The 26621-nt window shown below is 36.6% G+C and carries 25 protein-coding genes and 2 riboswitches; of the genes, 7 read left to right on the top strand and 18 right to left on the bottom strand.

Annotated features, from left to right (window positions below; all coding sequences use genetic code 11):
* Nucleotides 1-5: 5 nt before the first annotated feature.
* The gene (locus ACIQXF_RS15985; RefSeq protein WP_402784432.1) at nucleotides 6-914 is read left to right on the top strand and encodes a TetR/AcrR family transcriptional regulator; all 909 of its coding nucleotides are present in this window, start codon (nucleotides 6-8) and stop codon (nucleotides 912-914) included.
* A gap of 245 nt (nucleotides 915-1159) precedes the next feature.
* Here ACIQXF_RS15985 and cydS read toward each other — a convergent pair whose 3' ends face one another.
* From cydS to ACIQXF_RS15925, 12 genes are all read right to left on the bottom strand, one after another.
* A complete protein-coding gene (gene cydS, locus ACIQXF_RS15980) occupies nucleotides 1160-1261 on the bottom strand; it encodes a cytochrome bd oxidase small subunit CydS family protein (protein WP_402784429.1) in 102 nt (33 codons plus the stop codon).
* A gap of 11 nt (nucleotides 1262-1272) precedes the next feature.
* Nucleotides 1273-2301, bottom strand: coding sequence for a cytochrome d ubiquinol oxidase subunit II (locus ACIQXF_RS15975; RefSeq protein ID WP_402784426.1), 1029 nt, complete (start codon nucleotides 2299-2301; stop codon nucleotides 1273-1275).
* Nucleotides 2298-3641 carry a cytochrome ubiquinol oxidase subunit I gene (locus tag ACIQXF_RS15970; protein WP_402784423.1) on the bottom strand — a complete coding sequence of 448 codons (1344 nt, stop codon included), beginning with the start codon at nucleotides 3639-3641 and terminating at the stop codon, nucleotides 2298-2300. The genes ACIQXF_RS15975 and ACIQXF_RS15970 overlap by 4 nt, the downstream gene beginning before the upstream one ends.
* 129 nt (nucleotides 3642-3770) lie before the next feature.
* Complete coding sequence (locus ACIQXF_RS15965) at nucleotides 3771-4547, bottom strand: sulfite exporter TauE/SafE family protein (protein ID WP_402784420.1); 777 nt, start codon at nucleotides 4545-4547, stop codon at nucleotides 3771-3773.
* A 356-nt stretch (nucleotides 4548-4903) separates the two neighbouring features.
* Nucleotides 4904-5536 (bottom strand): response regulator, encoded by a 633-nt coding sequence (locus tag ACIQXF_RS15960; RefSeq protein ID WP_402784417.1) that lies wholly within the window; start codon nucleotides 5534-5536, stop codon nucleotides 4904-4906.
* Nucleotides 5533-6570, bottom strand: coding sequence for a PAS domain-containing sensor histidine kinase (locus ACIQXF_RS15955; protein WP_402784415.1), 1038 nt, complete (start codon nucleotides 6568-6570; stop codon nucleotides 5533-5535). The genes ACIQXF_RS15960 and ACIQXF_RS15955 overlap by 4 nt, the downstream gene beginning before the upstream one ends.
* Before the next feature lie 92 nt (nucleotides 6571-6662).
* Nucleotides 6663-7001, bottom strand: coding sequence for a rhodanese-like domain-containing protein (locus ACIQXF_RS15950; RefSeq protein WP_402784413.1), 339 nt, complete (start codon nucleotides 6999-7001; stop codon nucleotides 6663-6665).
* Nucleotides 7002-7325: 324 nt separating this feature from the next.
* Complete coding sequence (locus ACIQXF_RS15945; protein WP_402784410.1) at nucleotides 7326-8732, bottom strand: MBL fold metallo-hydrolase; 1407 nt, start codon at nucleotides 8730-8732, stop codon at nucleotides 7326-7328.
* Nucleotides 8733-8750: 18 nt separating this feature from the next.
* Entirely contained in the window at nucleotides 8751-9317 is a 567-nt protein-coding gene (locus ACIQXF_RS15940) for a helical membrane plugin domain-containing protein (protein WP_402784408.1), read from the bottom strand.
* Nucleotides 9318-9342: 25 nt separating this feature from the next.
* On the bottom strand, nucleotides 9343-10536 hold the full coding sequence (locus tag ACIQXF_RS15935) for an NAD(P)/FAD-dependent oxidoreductase (RefSeq protein ID WP_402784406.1): 1194 nt from the start codon (nucleotides 10534-10536) through the stop codon (nucleotides 9343-9345).
* 215 nt (nucleotides 10537-10751) lie between these two features.
* Entirely contained in the window at nucleotides 10752-12395 is a 1644-nt protein-coding gene (locus ACIQXF_RS15930; RefSeq protein ID WP_402784404.1) for a sensor histidine kinase, read from the bottom strand.
* Nucleotides 12392-13093, bottom strand: coding sequence for a response regulator transcription factor (locus ACIQXF_RS15925; RefSeq protein ID WP_402784402.1), 702 nt, complete (start codon nucleotides 13091-13093; stop codon nucleotides 12392-12394). Before ACIQXF_RS15925 ends, ACIQXF_RS15930 begins: the two co-directional genes overlap by 4 nt.
* 103 nt (nucleotides 13094-13196) lie before the next feature.
* On the opposite strand from ACIQXF_RS15925, the gene ACIQXF_RS15920 reads away from it, so the two are divergent.
* From ACIQXF_RS15920 to ACIQXF_RS15910, 3 genes are all read left to right on the top strand, one after another.
* Complete coding sequence (locus tag ACIQXF_RS15920; protein ID WP_402784399.1) at nucleotides 13197-14360, top strand: DUF418 domain-containing protein; 1164 nt, start codon at nucleotides 13197-13199, stop codon at nucleotides 14358-14360.
* A 262-nt stretch (nucleotides 14361-14622) separates the two neighbouring features.
* Complete coding sequence (locus ACIQXF_RS15915; RefSeq protein ID WP_402784396.1) at nucleotides 14623-15177, top strand: SLOG family protein; 555 nt, start codon at nucleotides 14623-14625, stop codon at nucleotides 15175-15177.
* Nucleotides 15178-15325: 148 nt separating this feature from the next.
* Nucleotides 15326-15640: a hypothetical protein gene (locus tag ACIQXF_RS15910; protein ID WP_402784393.1), complete on the top strand. Its 315-nt coding sequence runs from the start codon at nucleotides 15326-15328 to the stop codon at nucleotides 15638-15640.
* A 94-nt stretch (nucleotides 15641-15734) separates the two neighbouring features.
* On the opposite strand, the gene ACIQXF_RS15905 is transcribed toward ACIQXF_RS15910, so the two are convergent.
* Entirely contained in the window at nucleotides 15735-17129 is a 1395-nt protein-coding gene (locus ACIQXF_RS15905) for an L-cystine transporter (RefSeq protein ID WP_402784390.1), read from the bottom strand.
* A 399-nt stretch (nucleotides 17130-17528) separates the two neighbouring features.
* Between ACIQXF_RS15905 and ACIQXF_RS15900 the strand changes: the two genes are divergently transcribed.
* Together ACIQXF_RS15900 and ACIQXF_RS15895 are read left to right on the top strand one after the other, a co-directional pair.
* Nucleotides 17529-18686 (top strand): PucR family transcriptional regulator, encoded by a 1158-nt coding sequence (locus tag ACIQXF_RS15900; RefSeq protein ID WP_402784387.1) that lies wholly within the window; start codon nucleotides 17529-17531, stop codon nucleotides 18684-18686.
* A 106-nt stretch (nucleotides 18687-18792) separates the two neighbouring features.
* Complete coding sequence (locus tag ACIQXF_RS15895; protein ID WP_402784384.1) at nucleotides 18793-19674, top strand: DMT family transporter; 882 nt, start codon at nucleotides 18793-18795, stop codon at nucleotides 19672-19674.
* Nucleotides 19675-19708: 34 nt separating this feature from the next.
* Here ACIQXF_RS15895 and ACIQXF_RS15890 read toward each other — a convergent pair whose 3' ends face one another.
* Nucleotides 19709-20278 carry a YitT family protein gene (locus ACIQXF_RS15890; RefSeq protein WP_402784381.1) on the bottom strand — a complete coding sequence of 190 codons (570 nt, stop codon included), beginning with the start codon at nucleotides 20276-20278 and terminating at the stop codon, nucleotides 19709-19711.
* A 296-nt stretch (nucleotides 20279-20574) separates the two neighbouring features.
* On the opposite strand from ACIQXF_RS15890, the gene ACIQXF_RS15885 reads away from it, so the two are divergent.
* The gene (locus tag ACIQXF_RS15885) at nucleotides 20575-21468 is read left to right on the top strand and encodes a copper amine oxidase N-terminal domain-containing protein (protein WP_402784378.1); all 894 of its coding nucleotides are present in this window, start codon (nucleotides 20575-20577) and stop codon (nucleotides 21466-21468) included.
* Between the two features lie 78 nt (nucleotides 21469-21546).
* Here the strand turns inward: ACIQXF_RS15885 and ACIQXF_RS15880 are convergent, their stop codons facing one another.
* The 4 genes from ACIQXF_RS15880 to ACIQXF_RS15865 all read right to left on the bottom strand — a co-directional run bounded on the left by ACIQXF_RS15880 (nucleotide 21547) and on the right by ACIQXF_RS15865 (nucleotide 26574).
* Nucleotides 21547-22848 carry a nucleobase:cation symporter-2 family protein gene (locus ACIQXF_RS15880; protein ID WP_402784375.1) on the bottom strand — a complete coding sequence of 434 codons (1302 nt, stop codon included), beginning with the start codon at nucleotides 22846-22848 and terminating at the stop codon, nucleotides 21547-21549.
* Nucleotides 22848-23432, bottom strand: a complete 585-nt coding sequence (locus ACIQXF_RS15875; protein WP_402784372.1) for a xanthine phosphoribosyltransferase — start codon at nucleotides 23430-23432, stop codon at nucleotides 22848-22850. The genes ACIQXF_RS15880 and ACIQXF_RS15875 overlap by 1 nt, the downstream gene beginning before the upstream one ends.
* 137 nt (nucleotides 23433-23569) lie before the next feature.
* Nucleotides 23570-23671, bottom strand: a riboswitch (purine riboswitch).
* A 185-nt stretch (nucleotides 23672-23856) separates the two neighbouring features.
* A complete protein-coding gene (locus ACIQXF_RS15870) occupies nucleotides 23857-25680 on the bottom strand; it encodes an APC family permease (protein ID WP_402784370.1) in 1824 nt (607 codons plus the stop codon).
* 189 nt (nucleotides 25681-25869) lie between these two features.
* A riboswitch (cyclic di-AMP (ydaO/yuaA leader) is annotated at nucleotides 25870-26018 on the bottom strand.
* 298 nt (nucleotides 26019-26316) lie between these two features.
* Entirely contained in the window at nucleotides 26317-26574 is a 258-nt protein-coding gene (locus ACIQXF_RS15865) for a hypothetical protein (RefSeq protein WP_402784367.1), read from the bottom strand.
* Nucleotides 26575-26621 lie beyond the last annotated feature (47 nt).

Below are 26621 nucleotides of genomic sequence, written 5' to 3'. Positions count from 1 at the left end.
AGGTTATGAATAAAAGAAAAAGACAAGTCATTACTGCCGCTCGTGAACTTTTTATCGAAAAAGGATTCGTAGATACATCGATTAACGACATCATTAGTGCAGCTAAAATTTCAAAGGGCACATTTTATAATCACTTTTCTTCTAAAAATGAATGCTTGATCGCCATATTAGATGAAGGGCGTGAGGAGGCTAGCATTCGTCGTCACGAGCTTATTTACGGTAAAGACCCTACAGATTTGGAAGTATTAACACAGCAAGTCGCGGTACTCATGTATGTCAATCGAGAACATAATTTAATTCAAATTTTTGAATCAATTTTCCATTCTCGGGATAGAGAACTAAAAAAAATCATTATAAACTATCATTTACAAGAGTTAGAATGGCTTGCCAATCGACTTGTACAAGTTTTTGGGGAAGAAATTAGTCCAATAAGCTATGAATGTGCTGTGCAAGCACTCGGTATGATTAACCTTACATTACGTGCAGTCTTAATTGCTGACTATAAATATATAAACCGTGAAGCAATTGTACGTGTAGCTCTACGCAATATTAGTGTAATTATACCTGCTATGCTTGAATCAAAGGAGATCCTTGTTAGTGTGGAAATGATTAACACGATTCAAAATGTCGTGAACTATAAAACAGTTAGTAAAGAAATGGTCATTGAGCAATTAAAAGGATTTAAGAAAGGATTATCTAAGAATGAAACAATTGAAGGCTTAGAGTATGTAGAATTCTTATTAGAGGAATTACAACATGATAAACCGAAGCTTTTTATCATCGAATCACTTCTTACACCTTTCCGAAAAGCATTCGTTGAAACAGAGCATGCTGCTGAAGCACGCGATATCGCCAATAGTTTATGGCGCTATGTAAAAATTGAACAACCATCAGAGCGATGCACGAAAAAGTAAATGAATAATATTAAAAGAGGTATCAAACGTAATATTTGATACCTCTTTAACATTATTGAAATTCAAAATGATCAAAGAAAATTGGTGCACTTCAAATGAGGTGATTTCCGTTACAGGCTACTCGCTTCCTGTGCTCCTGTCTATCGCCAAAGACACTAATGTTGCTGTCTCTTCGCTTTTAAGACTCTGGAGCGCGCCGGAAAAGAGGAATGGAAATCAACAACACATTACAGTGATGCATCCATTTATTGTTTAATTTGATGATCTTTCGGTCCTATCCAAAAGCCAATCACAATGCTAATAGCTACTATAAGAAAAGGTGCATACAAAATAATAAATTGATTCATTATGGTTCCTCCTATGCATGATGATCTTGTTTACCGCAAGCATAGTCGCGATCAAACACAAACCATTTCATTACTAAATATAGTGAAGGTATGAGTAGAACTAGTCCTCCAATAAACACTACTACTAATGCAATAGCCATTGTTTCGTTCGTAAAGCTATCATAGACTGATAAGTACGGATATAGTAAATACGGATAATGTGAAATGCCATAGCCGAAAAATGCAAATCCGAATTGTGCAACCATTAAAAAGACAGCTATCCCATACTTTTCCTTTTTAAACAAAAGTATTAGTGTTATAAAAAATAGTACACCTGATATTGCAAAAAGCCACCACAGATTCAACATATTTTCATAATGCTCAGGCACATGACCCTTTAACTCCACCATAATCCCTATTACACTTATTATGAGCGGCAACGACCAACCGAGTGCATACTTCCTCATTAAATTAGAAGCATGTTCATCTTGCGCTCTTTTCCCATACCAAGTTAAGAAAACAGCTGAAATATACAAAACTGCAACAATACTTAATAGCACAATAGACCAAGTTAGCGGACTTGTGAATAGTTTAGCAATTTGTAAATGCGGCACTTTATTTACAATTTCTACGAACCCTCCCTCAGATATCGTTAATACAATAGAAAGGGATGCTGGTATGAATAAACCAGTTATTCCATACATCAATGTATAACCGATATGTCCACCCTTTTTACTGTAGGATTCAAATGCATAATAGCTCCCTCTAATTGCAATTAATATTAATGAAATACTGGTCGGCACTAGCAAAATTGTGCCGTAATAGTAAGCTGTTTGAGGAAAGAAACCTACTATTCCAACAAAGAAAAATACAAGAAAGACGTTTGTAATTTCCCACACCGGAGATAAATAGCGCTTAATGACATTTGCTAATATATGGTCTTTACCAATTAAGACACTATATGCATTAAAGAAGCCCGCTCCAAAGTCTATGGACGCAACAATGACATAGCCGAATAGAAATAACCAAAGTACTGAAATTCCTAATATCTCTAAGCTCATTGCTCTTCACACCCTTCCACTTGTTGATGTTCTTCAATTTCACGTTCAATTGGATTGTTACGGAACATACGAATAAGTGTAATGATACTTCCTATCGCTAATACAATGTACAGTCCTGCAAATAGTATAAGCATTGTATCGACTTGATCACTTGTTGTGGCTCCATCAGCTGTTTTCATATAACCACGAAGTATCCAAGGCTGACGTCCTACTTCTGCAAACCACCAGCCTGCCTCAACAGCAATAAGCGATAGTGGGCCACCTGCCACTATAATTCTCTTAAAACTTTTTGAAGAAATAAAGTTCCAACTTCTCCACTTACCCAACACATAAATAGCTGCAACGACAATTAATAAGGTTCCGATAACTACCATGACGTCAAATAAATAATGGATATAAAGCGGCGGCTGTTCGTCCTCAGGAAATTGATCTAAACCTTTTACTTCTGCAAAAGGATTATTATGTGCTAATACACTCAATGCGTACGGTACTTTAATGGCATATTTTACTTCTTCTCCATCTAGTACACCGAATAGCACAAGCGAAGCATCCTCTTTTGTTTCAAAATGCCATTCAGCAGCAGCTAATTTCTCAGGTTGATATTCGGCTAAATACTTACCCGAAAAGTCACCTACGATAAGTGCCGCTAGCGAAAACACTAATCCAAGTTTCAATAATAGATGTAATGCTTTTTTATGATACACATGCTTAGACCCTCTCAGCATACGGTAAGCTGCAATAGAAGCTAATAAAAATGCTGCGGTCATATAAGATGTCACTAATACATGTGCTACCTTCGTTGGCATTGCAGGATTCAACATAGCAAGTACAGGCTGAATATTCACAAGCTCTCCATCTACAATATCAAAGCCCTGTGGTGCGTTCATAAACGCATTCACTATTGTAATAAAAACGGCTGACATAGAAGCACCTATAGCTACTGGAACCAATAATAATAGATGTCGCTTTGGATTTTTGAAGCGATCCCACGTATATAAGTAAAGCCCTAAGAAAATTGCCTCAACAAAGAACGCGAATGTTTCCATAAACAATGGTAATGCTATCACCTGACCAGCCAACTCCATAAAGTTTGGCCATAGTAGTGATAGCTGCAATCCGATGGCAGTACCAGTCACAACACCAATTGCTACCGTAATCACGAACCCTCTTGCCCATCTTCTTGCGAGTAGTAAATAATGTTCGTCATTATTTTTTAATCCAACCCATTGAGCAATCATTATCATTAAAGGTATACCAACGCCAATTGTTGCGTAAACAATATGGAACGACAATGTTAACTCTGTTAAGGCTCGACTCCACATTACAGCTGAATCATTCATTTAATTTCATCTCCTAGGTACCAAAGATTCTTCCAATTAATGAAAGGAACATTATCCCGGCTACTATAAAACTTATAATAATTAGCTTTTTCTCATGTGATTTATAGGCAACCACTTTTTGTTTTTTCATCATAATAGATCAATCCAAATTTTAATCGCTGTCGCTAAAATGAGAACAGCTAAAATACTTTGCAAAATCTTCGTATTCATTTTCTTACCTACTTTTGCCCCAAGAGGAGCTGCCAGTAGACTTGCCACTATCATAATTCCCGCGGAATAGTACTCGACTTGTCCTGTCATTAACTTACCAATGGTTCCACCAATTGAAGAGATAAACGTGATGGCTAAACTAGTAGCAATCGTCATGCGCGTTGGAATACCGAGTACTACAAGCATAATCGGAACCAGCAAGAAACCACCCGCAGCACCAACGATCCCTGATCCAATCCCAACAATAAATGCTAAAATTGCAGCTAACGGCTTGTTGAAGGTTACTTCACTCATCGGCTTATCATCAATTTGTTTCTTAGGAATAAACATCATCACAGCCGCGATCAAGGCTAAAATCCCGTATACGACATTCACACCGTTTTCCGATAAAAACTGTGATCCGTAGCTCCCGACAAAGCTACCAGCTAAAATTGCTCCTCCCATATAAATAATGAGAGGCTTATTAAGATAACCACCTTTTCTATACGCCCAAACACCTGCAATCGACGCAAAAAACACCTGTACCGCACTGATGCCTGAAACTTCATGTGCTGAAAATGCCGCTAAACCAAAAAGTGGCGGTATATAAAGTAGCATTGGATATTTAATGATTGAACCACCGATACCCAACATACCGGACACAAATGAGCCAACGAATCCAATCAGGAAAATCACAATTAAAAATGTAATATCCATTGTTCTTGCATCTCCTTGTATTGTTAATTTATGTGCTCTCAGTATAGTCCTTCTGCTTTTCCAGACATATAGGGGTTTTCCACTATTAGCTTTGCTCACTATGACAATATTGCAAATTATTTTAACTTCTTTCAGCAACGAATGTTTTCTGTGTTGTCGCTACGTCAGCACTACCTTTCTCGCTGATATACAATGCTTCCAGAGGCCTTATCTTCATTCGGCAGATGTTAGGACATCTACTAAATGAAGATAAAAAAAGACCACTCATCGTCCGAGTGATCTTAGCTTGTCGTACACAATAGTCTTTTCTTCTGTCGCCAATATAATTTGAACTAGCTTCTAACAACAACAAGTTTTTACATATAGTTATTCGCAAGTCCATACTGAATAAGCTCAGCTTTATTACTTAAATCGAGCTTTTGCATAATATTTGATTTGTGATTTTCAACCGTTTTACTACTGATATATAGCTTCTCAGCAATTTGCACATTTGTATAGCCTAGAACTGTTAATCTCATTATTTCCTGCTCACGCACAGTTAAAATGCATTTATCTTCCTGCCCTTTATGTTCGAACAATTTATTCATCTGTTCCTGTGGAATACCTACGTTATAATATTTGCGACCACTATAAACAGCATGGATAGCCTCATGGAGCACTCCACCTTGACTATTTTTTAAAATATAACCATGAGCCTCAACAGCAATAGCTTTTTGAATATAAGCCACCTCGTTGTGCATTGTTAGCATAATAATTTTCACATTAGGCATTTGCTTGAGAATTTCCTGAGTAGCTGTAAACCCATCAAGCCCATTCGGTATGGAAACATCCATCAAAATAACATCTGGGTTCAATGATATTGCCTGAGTTATCGCCTCTGCTCCATCACCTACTTCACCCACAACCTCTACATCTTTATCATTTTCTAATAAAAGAACAATTCCTTTACGGATTAACACATGATCATCTACTACTAAAACACGAATCATCTATAATCATCCTTCCAATTAGGTACTTGAATGTTAATTTGTGTACCTTTATTGTGGGCAGAAGTAATAGTAAAAGATCCGCCTAACAAAGTTATTCGCTCTTCCATATGTTTTAAGCCAAGTCCTTCTTTTTTCATGTGCTGTAGATCAAATCCTACGCCATTATCTTCTATATATAGCGCTAAATCTGTAGCTTTTTTTTCGAGCCGAATGACGACCTTAGAAGCATTTGCATATTTAATAATATTGTGTAAAGCCTCTTGTACGACTCGATAAACATTGATTTCTACAGATGGATGACAGCGTTCTTCAAAATCTGCTTCCAATACTATTGAAATACTAGGATGAACCTTCTGTACTGAATCTACAAGCGTGCCTAATGTAGGTGAAATCCCTAACTGGTCAATGCTATGAGGGCGAAGCTGATAGGAGTATGATTTAACATCATTCATTACTTGCTCTAGCTCATTTCGTACCTCTTCAATATAAGTATTTAGCTTTTCATTATCTTTGACATAAGATTCAATCGCTTGTAGCGCAACAGATATTGTATACAATGATTGGCCAACGCCATCATGTAATTCCTGCGCAAGCCTTTTATGTTCTTCCTCTTTTGCCTCAATCAGCTTTTTAATAATAAGCTTTGAAACTCGAGCCTCTTCTTCCTTTAACTGAAGGGTCTGATCGCGCAATACAAGAAGAAACGCTTGCTCGTTTGTTTTACTGTCTGTATACATCGGAGCCGTGCTCATTTCCACATCTATCTTACATCCATGATACGTCGGCATTTTCGATAAAAAATAAGGAACCTCATTATGCTCAATTAAATAACATGTATGTTCTCCTGGAGATTTTCGGCGATTTTCACAGAACGAACAAAAGGGTACTCGATCTCCTAATTCCCATCCCGTTAACCGCTTCGCCGGGGGATTCATCATTAAAATTTCACGATTGTTATTCATAATGATGATTCCATCTTGAATATATTGAAATATTTGCTGTAAATATTTATTTTTCAGATGTTCTTTCTCCAATCTAAACACACTCCTTGCTTATAATGAAGGCACTGAAAAAATAAGTCTCTTTACTACTTTAAAGTTAGTACCTTCCTAATAAACACTTTGCCTTATACTTCCTCTTCTATCAAGCTATAGCTCTTCACTTCATGCCCTGCTTTTCGAATAATACGAACACTCATATTTTTATCTAGCTGTGTTGATGCAATAATATGAAGGGGTTTTTTTGGTAGTTCATGTATATGGCGTATTAAATAGGCAATTGGTAAATTTAATGCATTTGGTATAGGTGACTTGTAAGAGTCATTATAATCACGTACATCCACTATTGCTATTCCTGCATCTAGTTCTTGAGGTAAACACTCCTGGAATCGACGTACTGGGACATGGCGGATATAAATAATTCTACCAGTAATAAGAAAGAATATACCCATACTTACAATAATCATTTTTTAACCTCTTTTTCCGAGAAAAAAAGTTGTCTAAATCTGCTCAGCTTTCCATAGGCTTATACTGAATAGCTCATGACGCCTTACCAAAACTTCAAACGAAAGTAATAATTCCACTCCTCATTTCATCCAAAGATGCCTTTTAGAAAGCGCTAAGCGGAACGGAAATCAACCCCTCAGTTTGCTGAAGTGCCATAATTTATTTAATAGGTCACTTTAATTTCGTTAACATTATAGTTTTTCAACAACATGAAAAATAGCAAACTAGGATTACTAGTATGCTATTTTCCTTTTAGAACAACCTCTTTATTAGATAAAGCTTTTTTATTTGTTCAATACCTCTTGTTGCCAAGCCATGTAGCCACCCGTTAAATTTACAACATTGTGAATGCCGTTTGCTTTCAGTACACTTACAGCAATTGCAGAACGAGCACCCCCTTGGCACTGTACAACAATTTTTTTATCTGTTTGCAATTCATCTAAACGTTTCGGTAGTGTACCAACCATAATATGTTGAGCATTTTCAATATGCCCTGCATCATATTCTGTTTGATTGCGTACATCAAGTACACGAACTTCTCTATTTTCAATTAATGACTTCGCTTCAAAAGGAGTTATATTTTCATAACTTCCTAGAGAAGTAGCCTCTTCCAAAATTTTCGTCACATCTCCATATCCAACAACATTATCGATACCAATAGAACGTAACGCTATTAAAATATCATCTAGTTGAGAAGGATTAATTAATAAATATAATGGTTTTGAATAATTCACTAGCCAACCAGCCCAATTTGTCAACGAATTATTGTAAGGAATGTTTAGTGTCCCTGCAATAAATCCTTGCGAAAAATCTTCCGCCGGACGTGTATCAATTACTTGCTTCCCATCTGCAAGAAGTTGAGTAATCTCTTCATAGCTTGACACTGTCTTTACTGGCGGTAAGTTCTTAAGAAGTTCTATTCCCACTTTATTGACACGTTTCATAACAGCGAAATAATAAGGAGGTTCCGGTTGACCATCTAGTAACGCGTCAATAAATTTTTGCTCATCATCAAATTGCATAGCCCAGCTGAATTGCTTCTCATACCCAACTGTTGAAGACGGGACAGCTCCTAATGCTTTACCACAAGCACTACCTGCTCCATGAGCTGGCCAAAGCTGCATGTAATCTGGTAAAGCCTTAAAGCGTTCTAATGATTTAAACATTGCTTTTGCACCAGATAGTGATGTACCCTGAATCCCAGCAGCTTTTTCTAACAAATCAGGGCGTCCGATATCTCCTACAAAGACAAAGTCACCCGTAAAAATACCCATTGGTTTATCTGCTACACCGCCACGATCCGTTAATAAGAAGGAGATACTTTCTGGCGTATGTCCTGGTGTATGCATGACTTTAAAGATAAGATTACCTACACTAAATTCATCACCATCTTTTAATAATTGATGAGGAATCCCTTCAAGATTTTGATACTTCCAATCAGCATCCCCTTCATCGGAAATATACATCGTTGTTCCAACACGGTCTGCTAGCTCACGAGAACCAGCTACAAAATCGGCATGGATATGCGTTTCTAATGCACCAACAATTTGCATCTTCTCTTTTTCTGCTAATGCAAGATAGGGCTCAATATTACGCATCGGATCAACAATGACCATTTCACCTTTCGCCTGACATCCCACAACATAAGAAGCGTGCGCTAATTTTTCATCATAAAAATATCGTAATAACATGTGTAAAACTCCCCTTTATCATCTATTTTTTTCTTTTAAAATATCTAATGTGGCCTGAACATAATTAAGTGACTTTTGAACAGAAGGGTCTTTTAACCATTTTATAATTGAAAAAACATTGAGTTGTTGAGGCTTCTCTTCTGCCCTTTGCTGTATCATTTTTAAGAAATCCAAACCTGTCTTTCCTTTTTCAACATATGGATCGACATAGCCCTTTAAATTATTCATTGTATTGTCAGTCGTTTGCTTATCCTGAAGTACTGCTGCAACAAAATCAATGATGTTTTCTAACTGATGAATGGTTTGAACAAGCTTTGGCAATTTCTCCATTAGCTGCACAATAGCTGTAATCGTTTCCGAGCCTACATCATAAGATGAGACAAATTGCTCGTATCTATCTACAGTCTTTTCATCAGCCAGTACTGATTTTCCAAAATCTACAACAATCTCCGCCGATTCTAAAGTTTGTTCTATACTTGGTAATCTTTCTAACAATCGCTGTAAAGAGTGTTGAACTTCTGGTTTTTCAAGCGTTTCGATTATTTGAAATAATTCTTCGCTCATACTTACCGTTGCATTAGCCATGCTTGTTGCCTCCCCTCATTCGTAATTACATAGTGCCTTTCAGCATGCCATCCCAATACATAACAGGCAGTAAATCCTTTTTCATGAAATACATACTGGATCTTTCCACTGCTTGGTTGAAAGGCATAGATTCGGCAGGCTCTTTATTGTAATCAAACTCAGCTAATATCAATTTGTTGTAGCCTGTTACGATTGGACAAGAAGAGTAGCCATCATACATTTGCGTCATAGACTGTTGTCGCATTAAAGCAATAAGATTCTGTGCAACGACAGGGGCTTGCTTGCGTATAGCTGCACCCGTTTTTGATGTTGGGAGATTGGCATTGTCACCTATCCCAAACACATTGCTATACTTTTTATGTTGCAAAGTAAATTTGTCGACATCTACCCAGCCGTTTTCATCTGCTAATGCACTTGTTCTTATAAATTCAGGTGAACACATATAAGGCGTCACATGAATCATGTCGTATTTAATTTCTTCCAATGTGCCAGTATCTAAATTTTCAAAGACAGCCATTTTTTCATTCGCCTTAATTTCAATCAAATTATGACGGAATCGAGCATTAATATTTTTCCGCTCTATTACCTTTTCAAGTGCTTCACGATATTTCAAGACATCGAAAATTGCAGGATTAGCCGAACCGAAAATAATGTTAATATTGTCACGAACATTTACTCTATTAAAATGATCTTCTGCTAAATGCATAATTTTTTGTGGAGCACCACCACATTTTACTGGAGAGTTTGGATGTGTAAATAATGCTGTCCCCTCTTTAAAATTGCGGATCGTTTCCCACGTATAATCCACATGCTCGAAAGAATAATTACTGCATACACTTTTAGTCCCAAGTGCCTCTTTCAGCCCCTTAATAGCACCCCAGTTAATCTCTATACCACCAGCAACTACTAAAAAATCATACGTATATTTTGTACCATCTTGTGTTATCACTTGGTTTTGATTGGGATCAAAACTACTAACAGCTTCTTTTAACCAAGTAGCTCCTTTAGGGATAATAGAAAGCATCTCACGTTCAGAGTCCCACTTATTTGCTACACCACCTCCCACCAATGTCCAGAGTGGTTGATAATAATGCTTTTCTGCAGGATCTATGATGGCAATCTCTCCTAGAAGTGAATGAGATTGACGAAGTAAACGTGCAGCTACTGTAATACCAGCAGTTCCTCCTCCAACGATGACTACTTTAAAAGAAGTCTTCATGTGTATATCCTCCTTATCATGCTGTCTTTCGTATACAACTTTTACACCTTTATAATAGTTGCAAGCGAATACTGTTCATATAGGGGGAATCCCCTAAAAAATTACACTACGACATCAAGACTGACAGTTTCACGAAAAAAAGGGCAGTACAAAGTGAAAAATTCATCACTTGTACTGCCCAAATCAACAGTGTTTTACTCTATAGCAAGAAACTACTATTTACGTTTAAATTTCAATACAAAAACTGTACCTTCTGCCCCTGATTGGACACTGATGGTACCATCGTGTAAATCAATTAACTGCTTAGTAATAGCCAACCCTAAACCTGTACCTGTTGTATCATCTGTAGTATTAGTACCTCGATAATATCGTTCAAATAGGTTGTCTAGCTCCTCCTGCGGAATTCCAGGACCTTGGTCAGCAATTGTTAACATAATTTCCTTACCGATATTTTGCGCTTCTACACTTACCTTGGTACCAGTAGGAGTATATTTTTTGGCGTTCGTAATTAAATTATCCAAGATACGCTTTAAAAGAAGCTCGTCTGCTTCGAGTATGACATCTCCATAAACCTTAACAGACACCTGCTCATCTACAAATTGCGGTAACCATGTGCCGAGTGGTAACAAAACTTTTTCAAGCTGGATCGCTTTATTTTTTAATTGATACGTATATGTTAGGTCCTGTATAAGGGCATCCATATACGTCGCCTTTTCCTGCATTGTGTTCGCAAAAATGCGCATTTCTTCCTTCGTCCATTCGTAATCTTCCGAAGCAAGCATTGTTGAATAACCATAAATAGAGCTTAAAGGTGTCTTTAAATCATGTGATAGACCTGTTATCCACTCCTCACGCAATTGCTCTGCAAGCTTAATTTGCCTTTCATTTGAAGAAAGACGTTCTGATAAATGATTGAGGGATTCATCAACAGGCTGAAATAATTTAAATTTCCTCTTCAATTTCCCCGTCTTCTGATGATGGATACTTTTATCACTTACTTCACTGTAATCAAACTGTGTGAGCCGTTCGATACGAGATAGCACATAAACAAGCGGACGAACAAATTGACGAGAAATGCTAATCGATAAAAAGATGACCCCTATCAACAAAATGATATGTCCACCAAAGAAGATAGAGACAAATAAAACCATCGCCTTATTAAAAGGTTCTTCAAATGGTTTATATGATGGATTAGGCATGCGTACAACTAGTGTCGAGCCATCTTCTAAAGCGGCGCTTTGTTTAAGCTCGGCGTGCTCAAAAATATCGTACTTCTCTTCTAGCAACTGCGGCTTATCCAGCTTTTTATAACGTTCTCCAATGACTTCCACACGATCCCATTGCTCATTATAAATTTCAACAGAGGCATTCTTGTCTTGTAAACGTTGAAGCAATTCTAAAGAGATAGCCCCTTTGTCCTCCCAATTCTGAAAGGCATCCTTAATAAGTGGCTGGACAGGTGATGTCGGGAGAAATAACAAATAATATTTAGGGATTTCCCATGTTTGCATTCCTGGCCGTTTAAGCGCCATTATTTCACTATCAGCCATTCCGCATAGTTCACAAGTATCTCCCGTGTAATCAACAATGTCCATTGATTGATTAAACAAATACAATTGCCCGTCATTCTCCTTGGCTCGCTTCACTAAATAATCAGCAATATTAACGGATTGTCCTTTTTCCACGACCGCATCATCTTTTATTTCGTAGGAAGTCATGACATGTATATTGTCACCAACATGACCATTGATAAAGAATGCGAAAAAACCCAAACTGATAATAAAGCCTGAAATAATTAGTAAATAAAATATGATGAAGTAAGACACGAAACGCAGTGTTAATTTTCCAGCTGGCTTCATGATTGAACATCTCCAACAAGTTTATAACCAATACCTCTCACGGTTATAATGCACGTCGGTTTACCTGGATTTTTTTCTATTTTTTCACGTAGCTTTCGAATATGTACCATCACCGTATTATCATCAAACAAGCAATCGCCCCATACACGCTCATAGATTTGCTCCTTTGATAATACTTGCCCTGCGTTTTCACATAAATATTTCAGTAAATGAAATAACCGACCACTAATAATTTCTTTCAAACCGTCTACAGTTACCTCTGCTGCATCAATATCAAATGTAAATCGACCACACGTAAATACATGACTTTCTGGCACATCCTTTTTCTTCATATATCGTGCAAGCTGCACCTTAACCCTCGCAACAAGCTCTAACGGATTAAATGGTTTCGTAATATAATCGTCAGCGCCATTCATAAAACCACGAAGCTTATCTGCATCATTACCTTTTGCTGTTAAAAAGAATACAGGTGCATCACTTTGCTCACGAATCATATTCGCCATCTCAAGTCCACTGCCGTCCGGGAGCATAATATCCAATAGATAAAAATCATAGGTCTTCGTTTCAATTTTGTTTTTTGCTTTTTGAACAGTGTCACAGAGTGTAATGTTTAAAAATCCCTCTTTTCTTAAAATGATTTCAATCATATCCGCAATTGCACGTTCATCCTCTAACACTAAAATGGCTGCTTCTTGCATTCTATCACCTACTTTTAAGATTACTTTAAGGTAGTCATTATTCCACCATAAGCTTTGCTAACTATGCTATGTATAAGATAACCAATTAAGGAGATAAAACGCAATGACAACAAATCGAGTTACCTTCATAGATACAATGCGTGGGTTTAGTCTATTTGGCATCTTAATGGCGAATTTACTGATTTTCCAATTCGGGATGTATGGCAAAGATGAACTAGAAAATCTAACTTCCCTTGATAATGGGGCTTTGTATTTTGTAAAAGTTTTTATTGAAGGATCCTTCATGCCAATTTTCACTATTTTATTTGGCTTCTCCCTCATTAAACTTATTGAGTCTATACGTAAAAGAAAGAATAAGAGTCGATGGTCCATTTTACGTCGTGCAACAGGGCTTATCGCAATCGGGTGGCTCCATGCAAAATTTTTATGGGATGGCGATATTTTAGTTTCGTACGGCTGCATGACTTTATTTTTAATCCCCTTTATTAATCGTAAACCAAAAACCCTCTTTATATGGGCAGGCATTTTATTTTTACTTACGACAGCATTAACTTTTGGTCCTACAGGTGAGTCAAAAAAAGCACAAAAAGAAATGGATACTTATATCGACAAAGCCAACGATATTTATGTGAACGGAAGCTACTTAGATATTTATAATTTCCGTTCAGATTCATTACCTCCAGGAATGGATGACCCTTTTATCCTATTCATCATGCTTATTATTGCACCAATCTTCTATGCTCCATTGTTCCTCCTTGGCATGGGATTCGCTAAAAAGCAAGCATTTGTCAATATGGAGCACGAAAAGAAATGGTATTGGATTGGTTCAATACTAGTTCCAGTTGGGCTAGCTTGTAAAAGTATAAGTTTTATAGAAAGTAATTTTTCGAACATCTTGATGATGGGAGGCTCACAGCTATTAGCAATCGGCTATGTCTGCTTGGCAGCTTTACTATTTAAAACTGGCCCTGCAAAACTGCTATCGCCTGCCTTTGAAAGTGTCGGTAAACTATCGTTAACCAATTATTTAATGCAAACTATTATTTGTACAACAGTATTTTATGGGTACGGTCTTGGCTTGTACGGCAAACTAGGAGTGTTTGGTGGTATTTTATTTGGAATCGGTGTTTATAGCTTGCAATGTGTTTTAAGTATTGCCTATTTAAAAAAATTCAAACGCGGGCCATTTGAAACTGTACTGCGAATATGGACAAATTGGTCATTGAATGGCCAAATCAAGGAGAAAGGACGTACAACACATGAATAGTGACTCCAAAGAGGACTTTACAGACTCATGGTGGTTTTTAGGCATTTGTGCTGCCGTAGCTATAGTCTTAACACTATTTGCATTTTAATCCGCTTTAACCAGAAGTAATTTTCATGCGTTAGGGTATAAGACTCCCACCTCCACCTCAAAATTCGGCGAAAGCTACTTTATTCGAGAATAGCTATACAATACATCGAAATTAGTTTTCACTTGCCCCCTACTGTATACTGATACTAAATAATACAGCTTAGGGGGCGTTTTGTTGCTACAGCGAATCATTATTACAGGCTATAAACCGCACGAACTAGGAATTTTCAATGACAAGCATCCTGGCATTGGCATCATAAAAAAAGCACTCGAAGATCGTCTTCGTATACTCATAGATGAAGGATTAGAATGGGTGATTATTAGTGGTCAGCAAGGGGTAGAATCATGGGGTGCTGAGGTTGTTCTCTTATTAAAAAAAGAATATCCCGATTTAAAATATGCTGTCATCACTCCCTTTTTAGAGCAGGAGAAAAATTGGCAGGAACACAAAAAGGAAAAATATCAATCATTAGTAGCTCAAGCAGACTTTGTGACGAGCGTTACGAAAAAGCCATATGAGGCCCCATGGCAATTTATCGAGAAGGATAAATTTATTATTCAAAATACTGATGGTCTACTGCTAGTTTATGACGACGAAAATGAAGGCTCCCCGAAGTATATGAAGCGTCTAGCAGAAAAAAATATGGAAACACACAACTATACACTGTTAATGATTACCGCATATGATTTACAAGTAATAGCAGAAGAAATGCAACAACAAGATTGGTAGAAAAATATTGATATAATTTTCAGACAATTATATACTAGAATAAATATGGCTATACTGTTAAAAGTACTTTATCTTTGTGTAGAACAAGAACTCGCCTCTTAGATTTACTATCCTTTGTTGCTAATATCCTAAAGGGAGCTGTTGACATTTGAATAGAAAAATCGAAATGTTTCTTGAGCCTTCGCCAGTGAATGTATCCCACGATACGTACCGCAGAGAGTGCAAATATACACGCGGTATTCATATTGAAGAACAAGAGTTTAAAGCTATTTTGGATACAATGTGCCATGATTCACGCTTATATTTTGATTTCCATAATCCTCGTAAAGAGATTAAAAAGGGAACATATTTAAATGGACACTCCGGCTTAGCACGCAATATCTATAATTACTACAAAACCAATTTTGATATTGAAATTAATGAGCTAATTAACGGCGAAGACTTTTATGTAAAAATAATTTAAAGGTATCAATTGATGAGGATTGCCACTTACATGGCAGCCCTCTTTTTTATCTGTAAAAAAGGAGCTACCCTCAAACGAGAGTAACACCTTATTTCTATAGGTCCGCTACTTGAGCACCTAATTCTTTATTATTGTACATGTCAGTGTCCAACTCTTTTGTTATACGAGCTGTTGTCACACCTGCAGTCATCGAACCACTTACATTAAGAGCAGTACGACCCATATCAATTAATGGTTCAACAGAGATTAATACACCAGCTAGTGCAATTGGTAAATTAAGTGCAGATAATACAAGAATTGCTGCGAATGTCGCACCACCACCAACACCAGCTACTCCAAATGAGCTAACAGCAACAACTGCAATAACTGTAATAATGAACACCGGATCAAGTGGATTGATGCCAACTGTAGGCGCAATCATAATCGCTAGCATAGCAGGATAAACACCAGCACAGCCATTTTGACCAATTGATAAACCAAATGAACCTGAGAAGTTCGCAATACCCTCTGGTACACCTAGACGACCTGTTTGTGTTTTAATATTCATCGGTAATGTACCTGCACTTGAACGTGATGTAAAGGCAAACAATAAAGTTTCTGCAGACTTTTTCAAATACGTGATTGGGTTTAAACCATTTAATGAAAGTATTAATAAGTGTACTAATAGCACAACAAACAACGCTGCATAAGAGGCAATAACAAACTTTCCTAAATTATAGATTGCTCCAAAATCAGATGTTGCCACTGTACGTGCCATAATAGCTAAAATTCCGTATGGTGTTAAACGTAAAACAATTGTTACAACACCCATAACAAGGGCATAAATAGCATCTAAGCCTTTTTTAATTGTAGCTGCTGTTGCTTCATCTTTACGTACTAAACGTAAATAAGCAAAGCCTAAGAACGCTGAAAAAATAACTACCGCAATTGTTGATGTAGAACGAGCACCTGTTAAATCTAGGAATGGGTTTGCTGGAAATAACTCAACAATTTGCGTTGGTAAATCCGGTGCAGTCATACCAGAAGTTTTTTCCTCTAAATATGCTCCACGCTCAGTTTCCGCATCACCTTTCATGATATGTGAGGCATCTAAATCAAATACTGTTGCAGAAAGAATACCAACTCCTGCGGATACAGCAGTAGTACCGATTAAAATCGCTAAAATAAGAGCAGCCATTTTCCCAAAATTCTTGCCAACCTTCATTTTCGTGAAAGCTATTAGGATAGAAATGAACACTAATGGCATTGCAACCATTTGTAACAATTTAACATAACCAGTACCAATAATATTGTACCAAGCCGTTGTTTTAGCTAAAACCTCCGAATCAATACCATAGATTAAATGAAGCCCAAGACCAAGTACAATACCTAAGCCTAGACCAGTAAAAACACGATTTGAAAACTTCACGTGTTTTTTGTTCATAAAATATAAAATTCCAACGAACACAAGTAAAATGGCTACGTTAAGAGTGATTTGAAATGTAGACAATCGAAAGCCCCCTAAGATGTTTAATAATAATGTACATCGAATTATATACCTATAATCCCTATAATTCAAGTATGTTTTATTGAGATTAATAGTATCAAAGCAATTAGGACTTAATCAAAAGAAATAAATCGCGTTCATTTTAATCAACAGACTTCATTTTTGCACCTCTAACATTGGTTATTATGGTCTATTGTACGTTTTATTGTAAATGTACTGTGAATGGCATGTAAAAAGAGGTATCTCTAGCACTAGATTAACCTTTTAATTATCAGTACTACTCAATTAAAATAATCTTTCCAATATTTTAAATTATTTCGTATACTAATAGTATTTTACTAACAAGTACTTTTATAATAACTAAAAGAAGCTTAATTACAGGAAAGGTTGCTAGTTATCCTAATGAATGTAGAGAACTTTTTACAATTACCTATTACAAAGGATTTTACAGTCGTTGCTGGTCGTAATGGTTTACATAAACCTGTTCAAAATGTTGAAATTCTAGACTTTGAATTTTCTCCCGATATTCAAACTGTTCGAGAAACGATTTTCTCACCAAATAGTGTTGTTCTAAGCAGTTTATTATTCGCAAAGCAAAAGCCAGAGTATTTATTGAATGCTGTGAAAAGTCTTATCGAGCTAGAGGCTAGTGCTTTAGCTTTTAAACCTGTTATCTATAAGGAATTACCCGAGGAAATTCTTATGTATGCAGATGAACAAAATTTCCCGATATTGCGATTTGGGGGAGATGAATTTTTTGAAAAAATCATTCTTGAAACAATGGCTTATGCCAAAACACAGGATTATTCATTCTTCTTAGAAACAATTATGCGACGTCTAATGGAGGAAGATGTCACAGGTCCGCAGATAAAGTCTATTCTACTGCAAATCAACAAGCCCTTTGAAAAATATGTATTTGTTGCTAATATTCAAACGCAGGATTATCCAAATAGCCAATTGATACAATCTCTTTTTCAATTGGAACCTCTATTGAAATCGGGTATGATTTGTCCCTATAAAAAGAGCCTCTTTATCTTAATGACGCATTCGTCACAGCAGTTTCAATTTGAGAGGCTTCTAAATGAATGGTTAACCATGTATGCAATCTCTACGGATTCATTGATCTTTGGCTATAGTCGTAGTCACGAAATGCACTCAAGCCTACCTTTAGCCGTTCGAGAAGCCTTCTATGCATGTATCATGGCTGAAATTAATGCGACTTCAATCTGTCATTATGAAAACCTTGCATCAGATCGTTTGTTAATTGAATTGCATCGTAAGGACGCAAAATTTGCTATGGATTATGTAAATAACTATCTTGGCCCCTTACTTGAAGAAAAGGTTGATCTAGATTTAATGAAAACAGCCATGACCTATGTTTTAAAACAAGGAAATATTAAGGAAGTAGCTGTAGCTCATTTCTGCCATCCAAACACAATCCGCTATCGTATATCAAAAATAAGGCAACTCGTAGCACCTTTAGAAAATGATTATGTTTTTTATGAACATCTAGCTGCAGCCGTTAAATTGTACTTATTACATAGCAAAATCAATGATTGACCGATGGCTTTGGAATAAGTACAAAAAAACGCCTGAATATTTAGAATTGAAATCAAATTAATTTCTTCCAACTCATGCTATTCTATAAAAGTTAGGAGGAAGAAAGATGAAACAATACATAGCTGATGGCATGCTATTAGTTACTGCAATCGTTTGGGGTAGTGGATTTGTAATAACGGCTATCGCATTAGAATATTTGTCAGCTTATCAAGTTATGGCAGGTAGATTTTTATTAGCTGCCATTATACTAACAATTTTATTTGGATATAGATTAAAAAAAGCTTCAAAGTCAGTTATTTGGAAAGGAATTTTGTTAGGAACTATTTTGTATATTGCATTTGCTCTACAGACAGTAGGCTTACAATATACGACACCATCAAAAAATGCATTTTTAACCGCTGTAAATGTTATTGTTGTTCCATTAATCGCGTATGCGGTTTACAAACGTCGGATAGATGGCTATGAGATTATCGGTTCGATGATGGCTCTTGTCGGAATCGGCTTTTTATCATTACAGGGGTCCTTAACAATGAACGTAGGAGATGCCCTTTCCTTAGCCTGTGCCGTCGCCTTTGCCTTTGATATTTTTTGTACAAATCTTTTTGTCCAAAAGGAAGATGCCATTGCCCTTACAATTATCCAATTTATTACGGCATCTGTTTTAGGTATCTTAGTCGTAGTCGGTCAAGGTGATATCCCTACTGCTCTAGAAAAAGAAGCAATCTACTCTATTGTTTATTTAGCCATTTTTTCAACTACTCTTGCCTACCTTTTTCAAAATGTTGCAAACCAATATACGTCCGCCACAAAGGCAGCGATTATCCTATCAACAGAATCCTTTTTTGGTATGGTACTATCCGTTATATTTTTGCATGAGGTACTAACGAGTCGAATGGTTATTGGAGCAGTACTGATTTTACTTGCTATATTTATTGCAGAAATAAAGCCTGCCCATCCTAAAAAAAGGATGATGAACAGCCCACGATAAAAATAGTTTCAGTTATACTGAAGCTATTTTTTTGTTATACATGACTAGTCATAATACTTGTAGTAATTCCAACTACCAAAACTGTAATGATTGAAAGCAGTAATGTACTAGAGGATAACAGCAGCCCCCCTACCACGATGACAATAGAGTCAATAAAGAAAATAAGTATCCCTACATTTATCCCCGTTTTTTCACATAAAAACTGGGCAATCAGATCTGTACCACCAGTGCTTGTCTGAAATCTAAGCATCAAGCCAACGCCAAAACCCATAAATATCCCTCCAAATATGGCGCTATAAATGGCGTCTACTTGAATAAGATTCCTAACGGGCTTAAGCAAATCTATACTAAGAGAGGACACAATTAATCCATGTATACTGTTATAAAAATACGCTTTGTATTTATACCAAGAAACAATAAAAATTGGGATACTTATAATAATAATCATTAAACCGATTTTAAGCTTATACAAATAATGTAAGATGAGCGCTATTCCTACAACTCCCCCATCTAAAATCTGATAGGGCGTTAAGAATAAATTAATTCCTAATGAAACGGCGGTACTTCCTATAAGAATGACCAAGCCTTTCGTAATAAAATACATAAAACCCCCCTCCGAGACTTAGCATGTTTTTATAGTATGAAAAAATTGATTTGAACATGTTATTGTTCACGTCTCTCAGTGTCATGGTATTTATATTTTTTTTCGAGCTTGGTCGCTAAATTTCTCTATAGATCAATTTATTTAATACGTTCTATCCATCACTTTTATTTCTACGATAATTGTCCCCCAAACAGATCGCACAATTACCCCTATTACCCATTTTATATATATGATTACAATTAACTGTTAAATTACCATGTTATAATGGTACTATTCATATCAAAGGGGAAATGTTTATGGAAAAAAATATCAAACGTCCAAGTTTTAAAATTATTTTTACCTCTTTATTATTCCTAAGTGTAATTTTCTTTTCAAATGATGCCAAAGCTGCAACGATTACTACATATGTGAATGCACAGAAAATTAATTTCGCTTCTAATCCAATAAACGAGAATGGTAGAACTTTAGTAGAGTTTAAACCCATTTTTAAAGCTTTAGGATTGGATATAGAGTGGTATAGCGCTTCTAAAACAATAGTAGGTAAAAATGCAAATGTAAAAATCCAGCTTACTTTAGGTAGTAAAATTGCCTATGTAAATGGAAATAAAGTAACCTTGGAAGTTGCGCCTAAAGTGATTAATGGTAGAACTTTCATTCCATTACGTTTCGTAAGCGATTCTACTAATTCTGAAATTCTCTATCATGCAAGTGTTGATGAAATCGATATATATAGTAGAAATTATACAGGTGAAAAAAGGACTCCTTCAAAGTCAAACAAAGCTTTAAGAGGAACCAAATGGAGTATGACACCTGCAGAAGTAAAAAAAATTGAAACTGCAACATTTATAGAATCAGCAGTAGCAGGTAATGTAAAAGCTCTTTATTATTCTGTTGGCAAATATGGTTATTCAACTCAATTAGTTTATTATTTTGAAGATGAAAAACTAATAATGGCAGTATATGATTTCCTTAATGGAAAAGAGGCTTTCTTCACCTGGTCTGAAAAAACTTATATTCATGATTTATTGCATAAAGCTGCTACACATGAATTTGGAAAAGGTAGTTTTTATAGTGATGACTATGTTTACTTATCAACTTTATGGAATACAGATTCATCATCAATAATGTTAAGTGTTAAGGATGATGGCATATATTCTTCAGTTAAATTAATGTTTACTCCTTATTATTAATTCTTTATAAAATCTTACTTTAACCAAATAAAAATGCCATCTACTATAGAAAGTAGATAGCATTTTTTTTAATAAATTTTACTGAACTTCCCCATGCATAGGGTCTTGCTTATGCTTTGGACCAATCATGTTGAATAAAATATTAAGAATAATCGCTGTGACAGAACCACAAACGATACCGTTTGACGTTAAAATCGCTACGCCTGGTGGCAGTGATGCGAAAATATCAGGAACTACCGATACTCCAACGCCAAGACCCACTGCAATCGCAGCAATCATCGCGTTTTCTGCTGACTCATTCATAACAGGTACTAGCATGCCCATACCTTGCGTAATTACCATACCGAACATCGCTAGCATTGCCGCACCTAGTACTGGTGTTGGAATGATTGTCGTTAATGCTGCGATTTTTGGTAGGAAGCCAAGTGCTACTAGTAAACCACCTGTGATGTAAATGACTTTACGGTCTTTGACGCCTGACATACGTGTAAGTCCCACATTTTGTGAGAATGTTGTATATGGGAAGGCGTTGAAAATCCCACCAATAACAGAAGCAAGACCTTCTGAACGATAACCACGAGCTAAATCTTTTGAATCTAATTTTTTATTACAAATATCACTTAGTGCAAAATAAACACCAGAAGATTCTACTAAAGAAACCATTGCTACAAGCGTCATTGTAATGATTGCAGATGCATTGAATGTTGGCATCCCAAAATAGAATGGCTGAACCATGTGTAATACAGCAGCATCTGAAACTGGGCTAAAATCAACCTTCCCCATAACTGCTCCTAAGATTGTTCCAGCAACTAGTCCAATTAAAATGGAAATTGCACGGATGAAGCCTGTGGAGAAACGATAAACGATTAAAATAATAACTAATGTAATGAAAGCTAAAGCGACATTAGAGCGTGAGGCAAAATCCGCTGCCCCTTGTCCACCTGCCATATTGTTTAAAGCTACTGGTAATAAAGAAATACCGATAATCGACACGACGGAGCCTGTAACCACTGGTGGGAAGAATTTTACTAGCTTACCGAAGAAGCCAGCAATAATCATAACGATAACACCAGAAGCAATGATAGAACCATAAATGTCTGTAATACCTTGCTCAGGATTTGTACCAATTGCAATAATTGGACTCACCGCAGTAAACGTACAGCCTAGTACTACTGGTAAACCGATTCCGATAAACTTGCCTGAATACACTTGCAAAAGTGTTGCGATCCCACACATCATAATGTCAATCGCCACTAAGTACGTCATTTGTTCTGAATCAAAGCCGATTGCCCCACCGATAATTAGTGGTACTAAAATAGCACCTGCATACATTGCAAGTAAATGTTGAATAGCTAGCGTCGTCGATTTAAAGGTATTCATTACGCGCGAGCCTCCGTAGCAAATGTTACTTTGCCATCTTCAAGAGAATCTACAATCGCTAATGATTCTATACGAATACCTTGCTCACGTAATAATTTCCCACCGTCTTGGAAGCCTTTTTCAATAACAATGCCAACGCCCACAACATGTGCACCAGCTTGTGCTGCAATATCAAGCAAGCCTTTGACAGCTTCCCCATTAGCCAAGAAATCGTCAACAATTAGAACGCTATCATCTTCATTTAAGAAACTACGTGAAACTGAAATATCATTTGTTTCGTTCTTTGTGAAAGAATGTACTTTCGAAGAAAACAGGTTATCTGATAGTGTTAAAGATTTACGTTTACGGGCAAATACAACAGGCGCACCTATTTCAAGACCTAACATAACTGATGGTGCAATACCTGAAGATTCAATTGTTAATATTTTTGTAATAACCTGATCAGAGAAGCGATTTGCAAACTCATGGCCAATTTCCTTCATAAGCATTGGGTCGATTTGATGATTTAAAAAAGAGTCTACTTTTAATACAGATGAAGATAAAACTTTACCCTCTTGCTTAATTTTGTCGTGTAATAACTTCATTTCCTTTATTTCCTTCTTTCTAAGTTAATAATGAAAAAACGCCGAATACCTTGATTCCATTCATCTACGAGTGGAGCAAAGCATTCAGCGTAAAAACGTCGAAACGAATAGAAAACATCATCACCTTGTCTGAGGTTCTCTAAAGCATTGCTACCCATAGTCGATTTATTTACGGTAAATCGGTAGAAACTCGCGAGCCATATCCTCGCTATTATATGAGTGAAACAGTATGAAGCTGTTAGAACTTCCTTCTATCAATCACGCCTTTGCGTAATCACTTCATTCGGTATGTGCCTATAAGTCTCGCTGAATAAAGTTTGATTTTTCGGAATTTACTGGTATTATGCTAATTTTCAATTGCAAACGTTCGTGTTTTACAATCAACGTACTGATTATATCAGACAATTTTCGAGCTTGCTAGTCATTATTTTGATAAATGGAAAGGTACTGTCGTTATGACGACATTTCTGTGAAATAACAGTGACGTGCGAATTAATAGACTCGATTGATTGTGCAACATATGGTGCCACCCTTTTTTAGGTAAAAATTGTGGAATGACAACTGTTACTTGATGCCCTGTTTTTGTACATTGATGTTCAACCTTATCAATAAATTTCATCAAAGGCTGTGTAATACTTCGATAAGGCGAATAGTATGTTACAAGTCGTATATTTGGCTGCCAAGCTTTCCATTTCTCTTCAAACACTTTTTCATTTTCTTGATCGAAGGCCACATAAAAGGCAATAATCTTATCAACATTTAATGACTGCGCATATTGCAATGTGTTTTCGACTACTTTCGTAATACCAGCGACAGGAACAATGAAAACATTTCCCTCAATAATCGGCAGCTCCCCGTCAACTACTCTTAACTGTTCACCAACAGACTGATAATGCTTCTTGATGCGATGAAACGTCCAAATAATCATTGGTAAGAATATGAATACTGGCCATACCTGAGGTAATTTCGTCACAAAAAACATCATGGCTACAATAAAGGAAATAACCGCTCCAATCGAATTGATTGTAAACTTAGCAGCCCAACCTTTCGGCTTTTCACGCCACCATTTTCGCATCATTCCAACCTGCGCTAAAGTAAACGGAATAAAAACACCAACTGCATAAAGTGGAATCAAATGCTCTGTTGTTCCATCAAATAAAATGATTAAAACAATAGCGGCTAATCCAAGCATCATAATGCCATTTGAATAACCAAGGCGATCTCCACGAATTTGGAATATTCTAGGAATAAAACCATCCTTCGATAGGTTGACAGCTAGTAAAGGGAAGGCGGAATAACCAGTATTCGCAGCAAGGACTAAAATCATTGCTGTTGCTCCCTGCACGATATAGTAAAAGATATTGCGACCTACACTTGCTTCTGCAATCTGAGAAACCACTGTTTCTTTTGCATTCGGTGAAACACCATAAAAGTAAGCTAAACTCACAATACCGATGAAAAGTACTGCTAAAATACCGCCCATTGCTAGTAAAGTTTTAGAGGCATTCTTCGGTGCAGGATCTCTAAAATTCGGAATTGCATTTGAAATAGCTTCAACACCAGTCAAAGCTGAGCTTCCTGATGCAAATGCTTTTAATAATATAAATAAACTAATTCCTGCAACTGGTGTGCCAATCTTTGGATGCAACTCTGCAGGAACTTGCCCTGTTACTACGTTATAAACCCCTATTCCAATTAACAACAGTAGAACCACAACAAACAGATATACTGGATACGCTAAAATGGATGCAGATTCTGTTACACCACGTAGGTTTAAAATCGTTAAGCAAATCACAAAAACTACAGCGATGATCACATTATAAGGATGCAGGCTTGGAAATGCGGAAGTAATAGCATCCGTCCCAGCCGAAACACTAACTGCAACTGTCAAAATGTAATCCACAAGCAATGATCCACCAGCGACGAGACCCACATTGACACCTAAATTTTCCCGAGAAACTACGTATGCTCCACCACCATATGGATACGCAAAAATAACCTGACGATACGAAAAAATAAGTGCTGTCAGTAGTACAACTACCCCAGCAGCAATCGGTAAAGAATACCAAAATGCTACCGTACTTACTGTCATAAGCACAATTAATATTTGTTCTGGTCCATACGCCACTGATGACAAAGCATCAGACGATAGTATGGCTAGTGCCTTTGTTTTACTAAGCTTTTGTTCCCCTAACGCATCGGATTTTAATGGTTTACCGATAACGTAGCGTTTTAATGAGGATTTCATATTAAACACCTTCTAGTTTCATAGAATGTGTTTCGCATTTCTAAATCGATTACACCTAAGCATAATCGGTCTTTGTATTATTCACTGGGGCTTTATTTTATTCGAATATTGCCGAATGAAGATAAAAAAAGTCCACAAGTCATCACTAAATAAGACTTGTAGACGTTCATTCGTCTGCCAAGCTCCAACTTTTCTGCTCTTAACGCTTACGAGGTTAGCTGTCGGATTCGGGCCTGAGTAGCCCTACCCTTCATATTGAAGAGATTCACCCCAAGGATTACTAAAGTAATCCGTAAAAATTGGGTCCCCCGCGTCAGTTGCTTCAGCGATTTAGAAATTTGAAACTTTTATAATGATGTCATATTACGCCTGTAAATAAAAAAAGTAAAGAAGAATATTTTTCATTGTGGCGAGTGAAAAACATAGACTTTTACAGACATAATTGTGATTATTTGCGTTATGGTACTCAACACCTTAATAATAGTACAAGAGGGTTTCGGCTTGAGAAGTGTAGCTACCTTAAAAGTAGAATAATACTTTTAAGGAGCTTTTTGTAGTTTTGCGGGTAAAAGCCAAGCATCCGCGGGAATTGAATAATGTATCAGGTAAATTCATATCTACTAACAATTCACAGGGCTAATAAACTATTGGCAAAACATTAGAAAATTCCCTTTTTCCAAAAACACCCGAGCTTACTTTCGCTACCTTTTTACCGTTCAATTCATCTGGAAATGAGAACTCCATATATACACCATTGTACCGAATAATGGTAATAGTACCATCGGAGTTATTTCGCCAATCAAAATTCCTTTCATCTGCTTTAATTGAAAGTTTGATGGACATCATAGCAAAGCATAGAAATACCGCGAAAAACGCGAAACGAACGATCTTCAATAGAACCACTTCCTTTTTTGTATTATCATAATAATTTCGTTATTTCT

Origin of the sequence: Lysinibacillus sp. NPDC097231, from assembly GCF_044761885.1 — a bacterium.
Lineage (GTDB): Bacteria > Bacillota > Bacilli > Bacillales_A > Planococcaceae > Lysinibacillus.
Note: the sequence above shows the minus strand (reverse complement) of the source record. Positions and strands in the feature narration are given on the sequence as shown.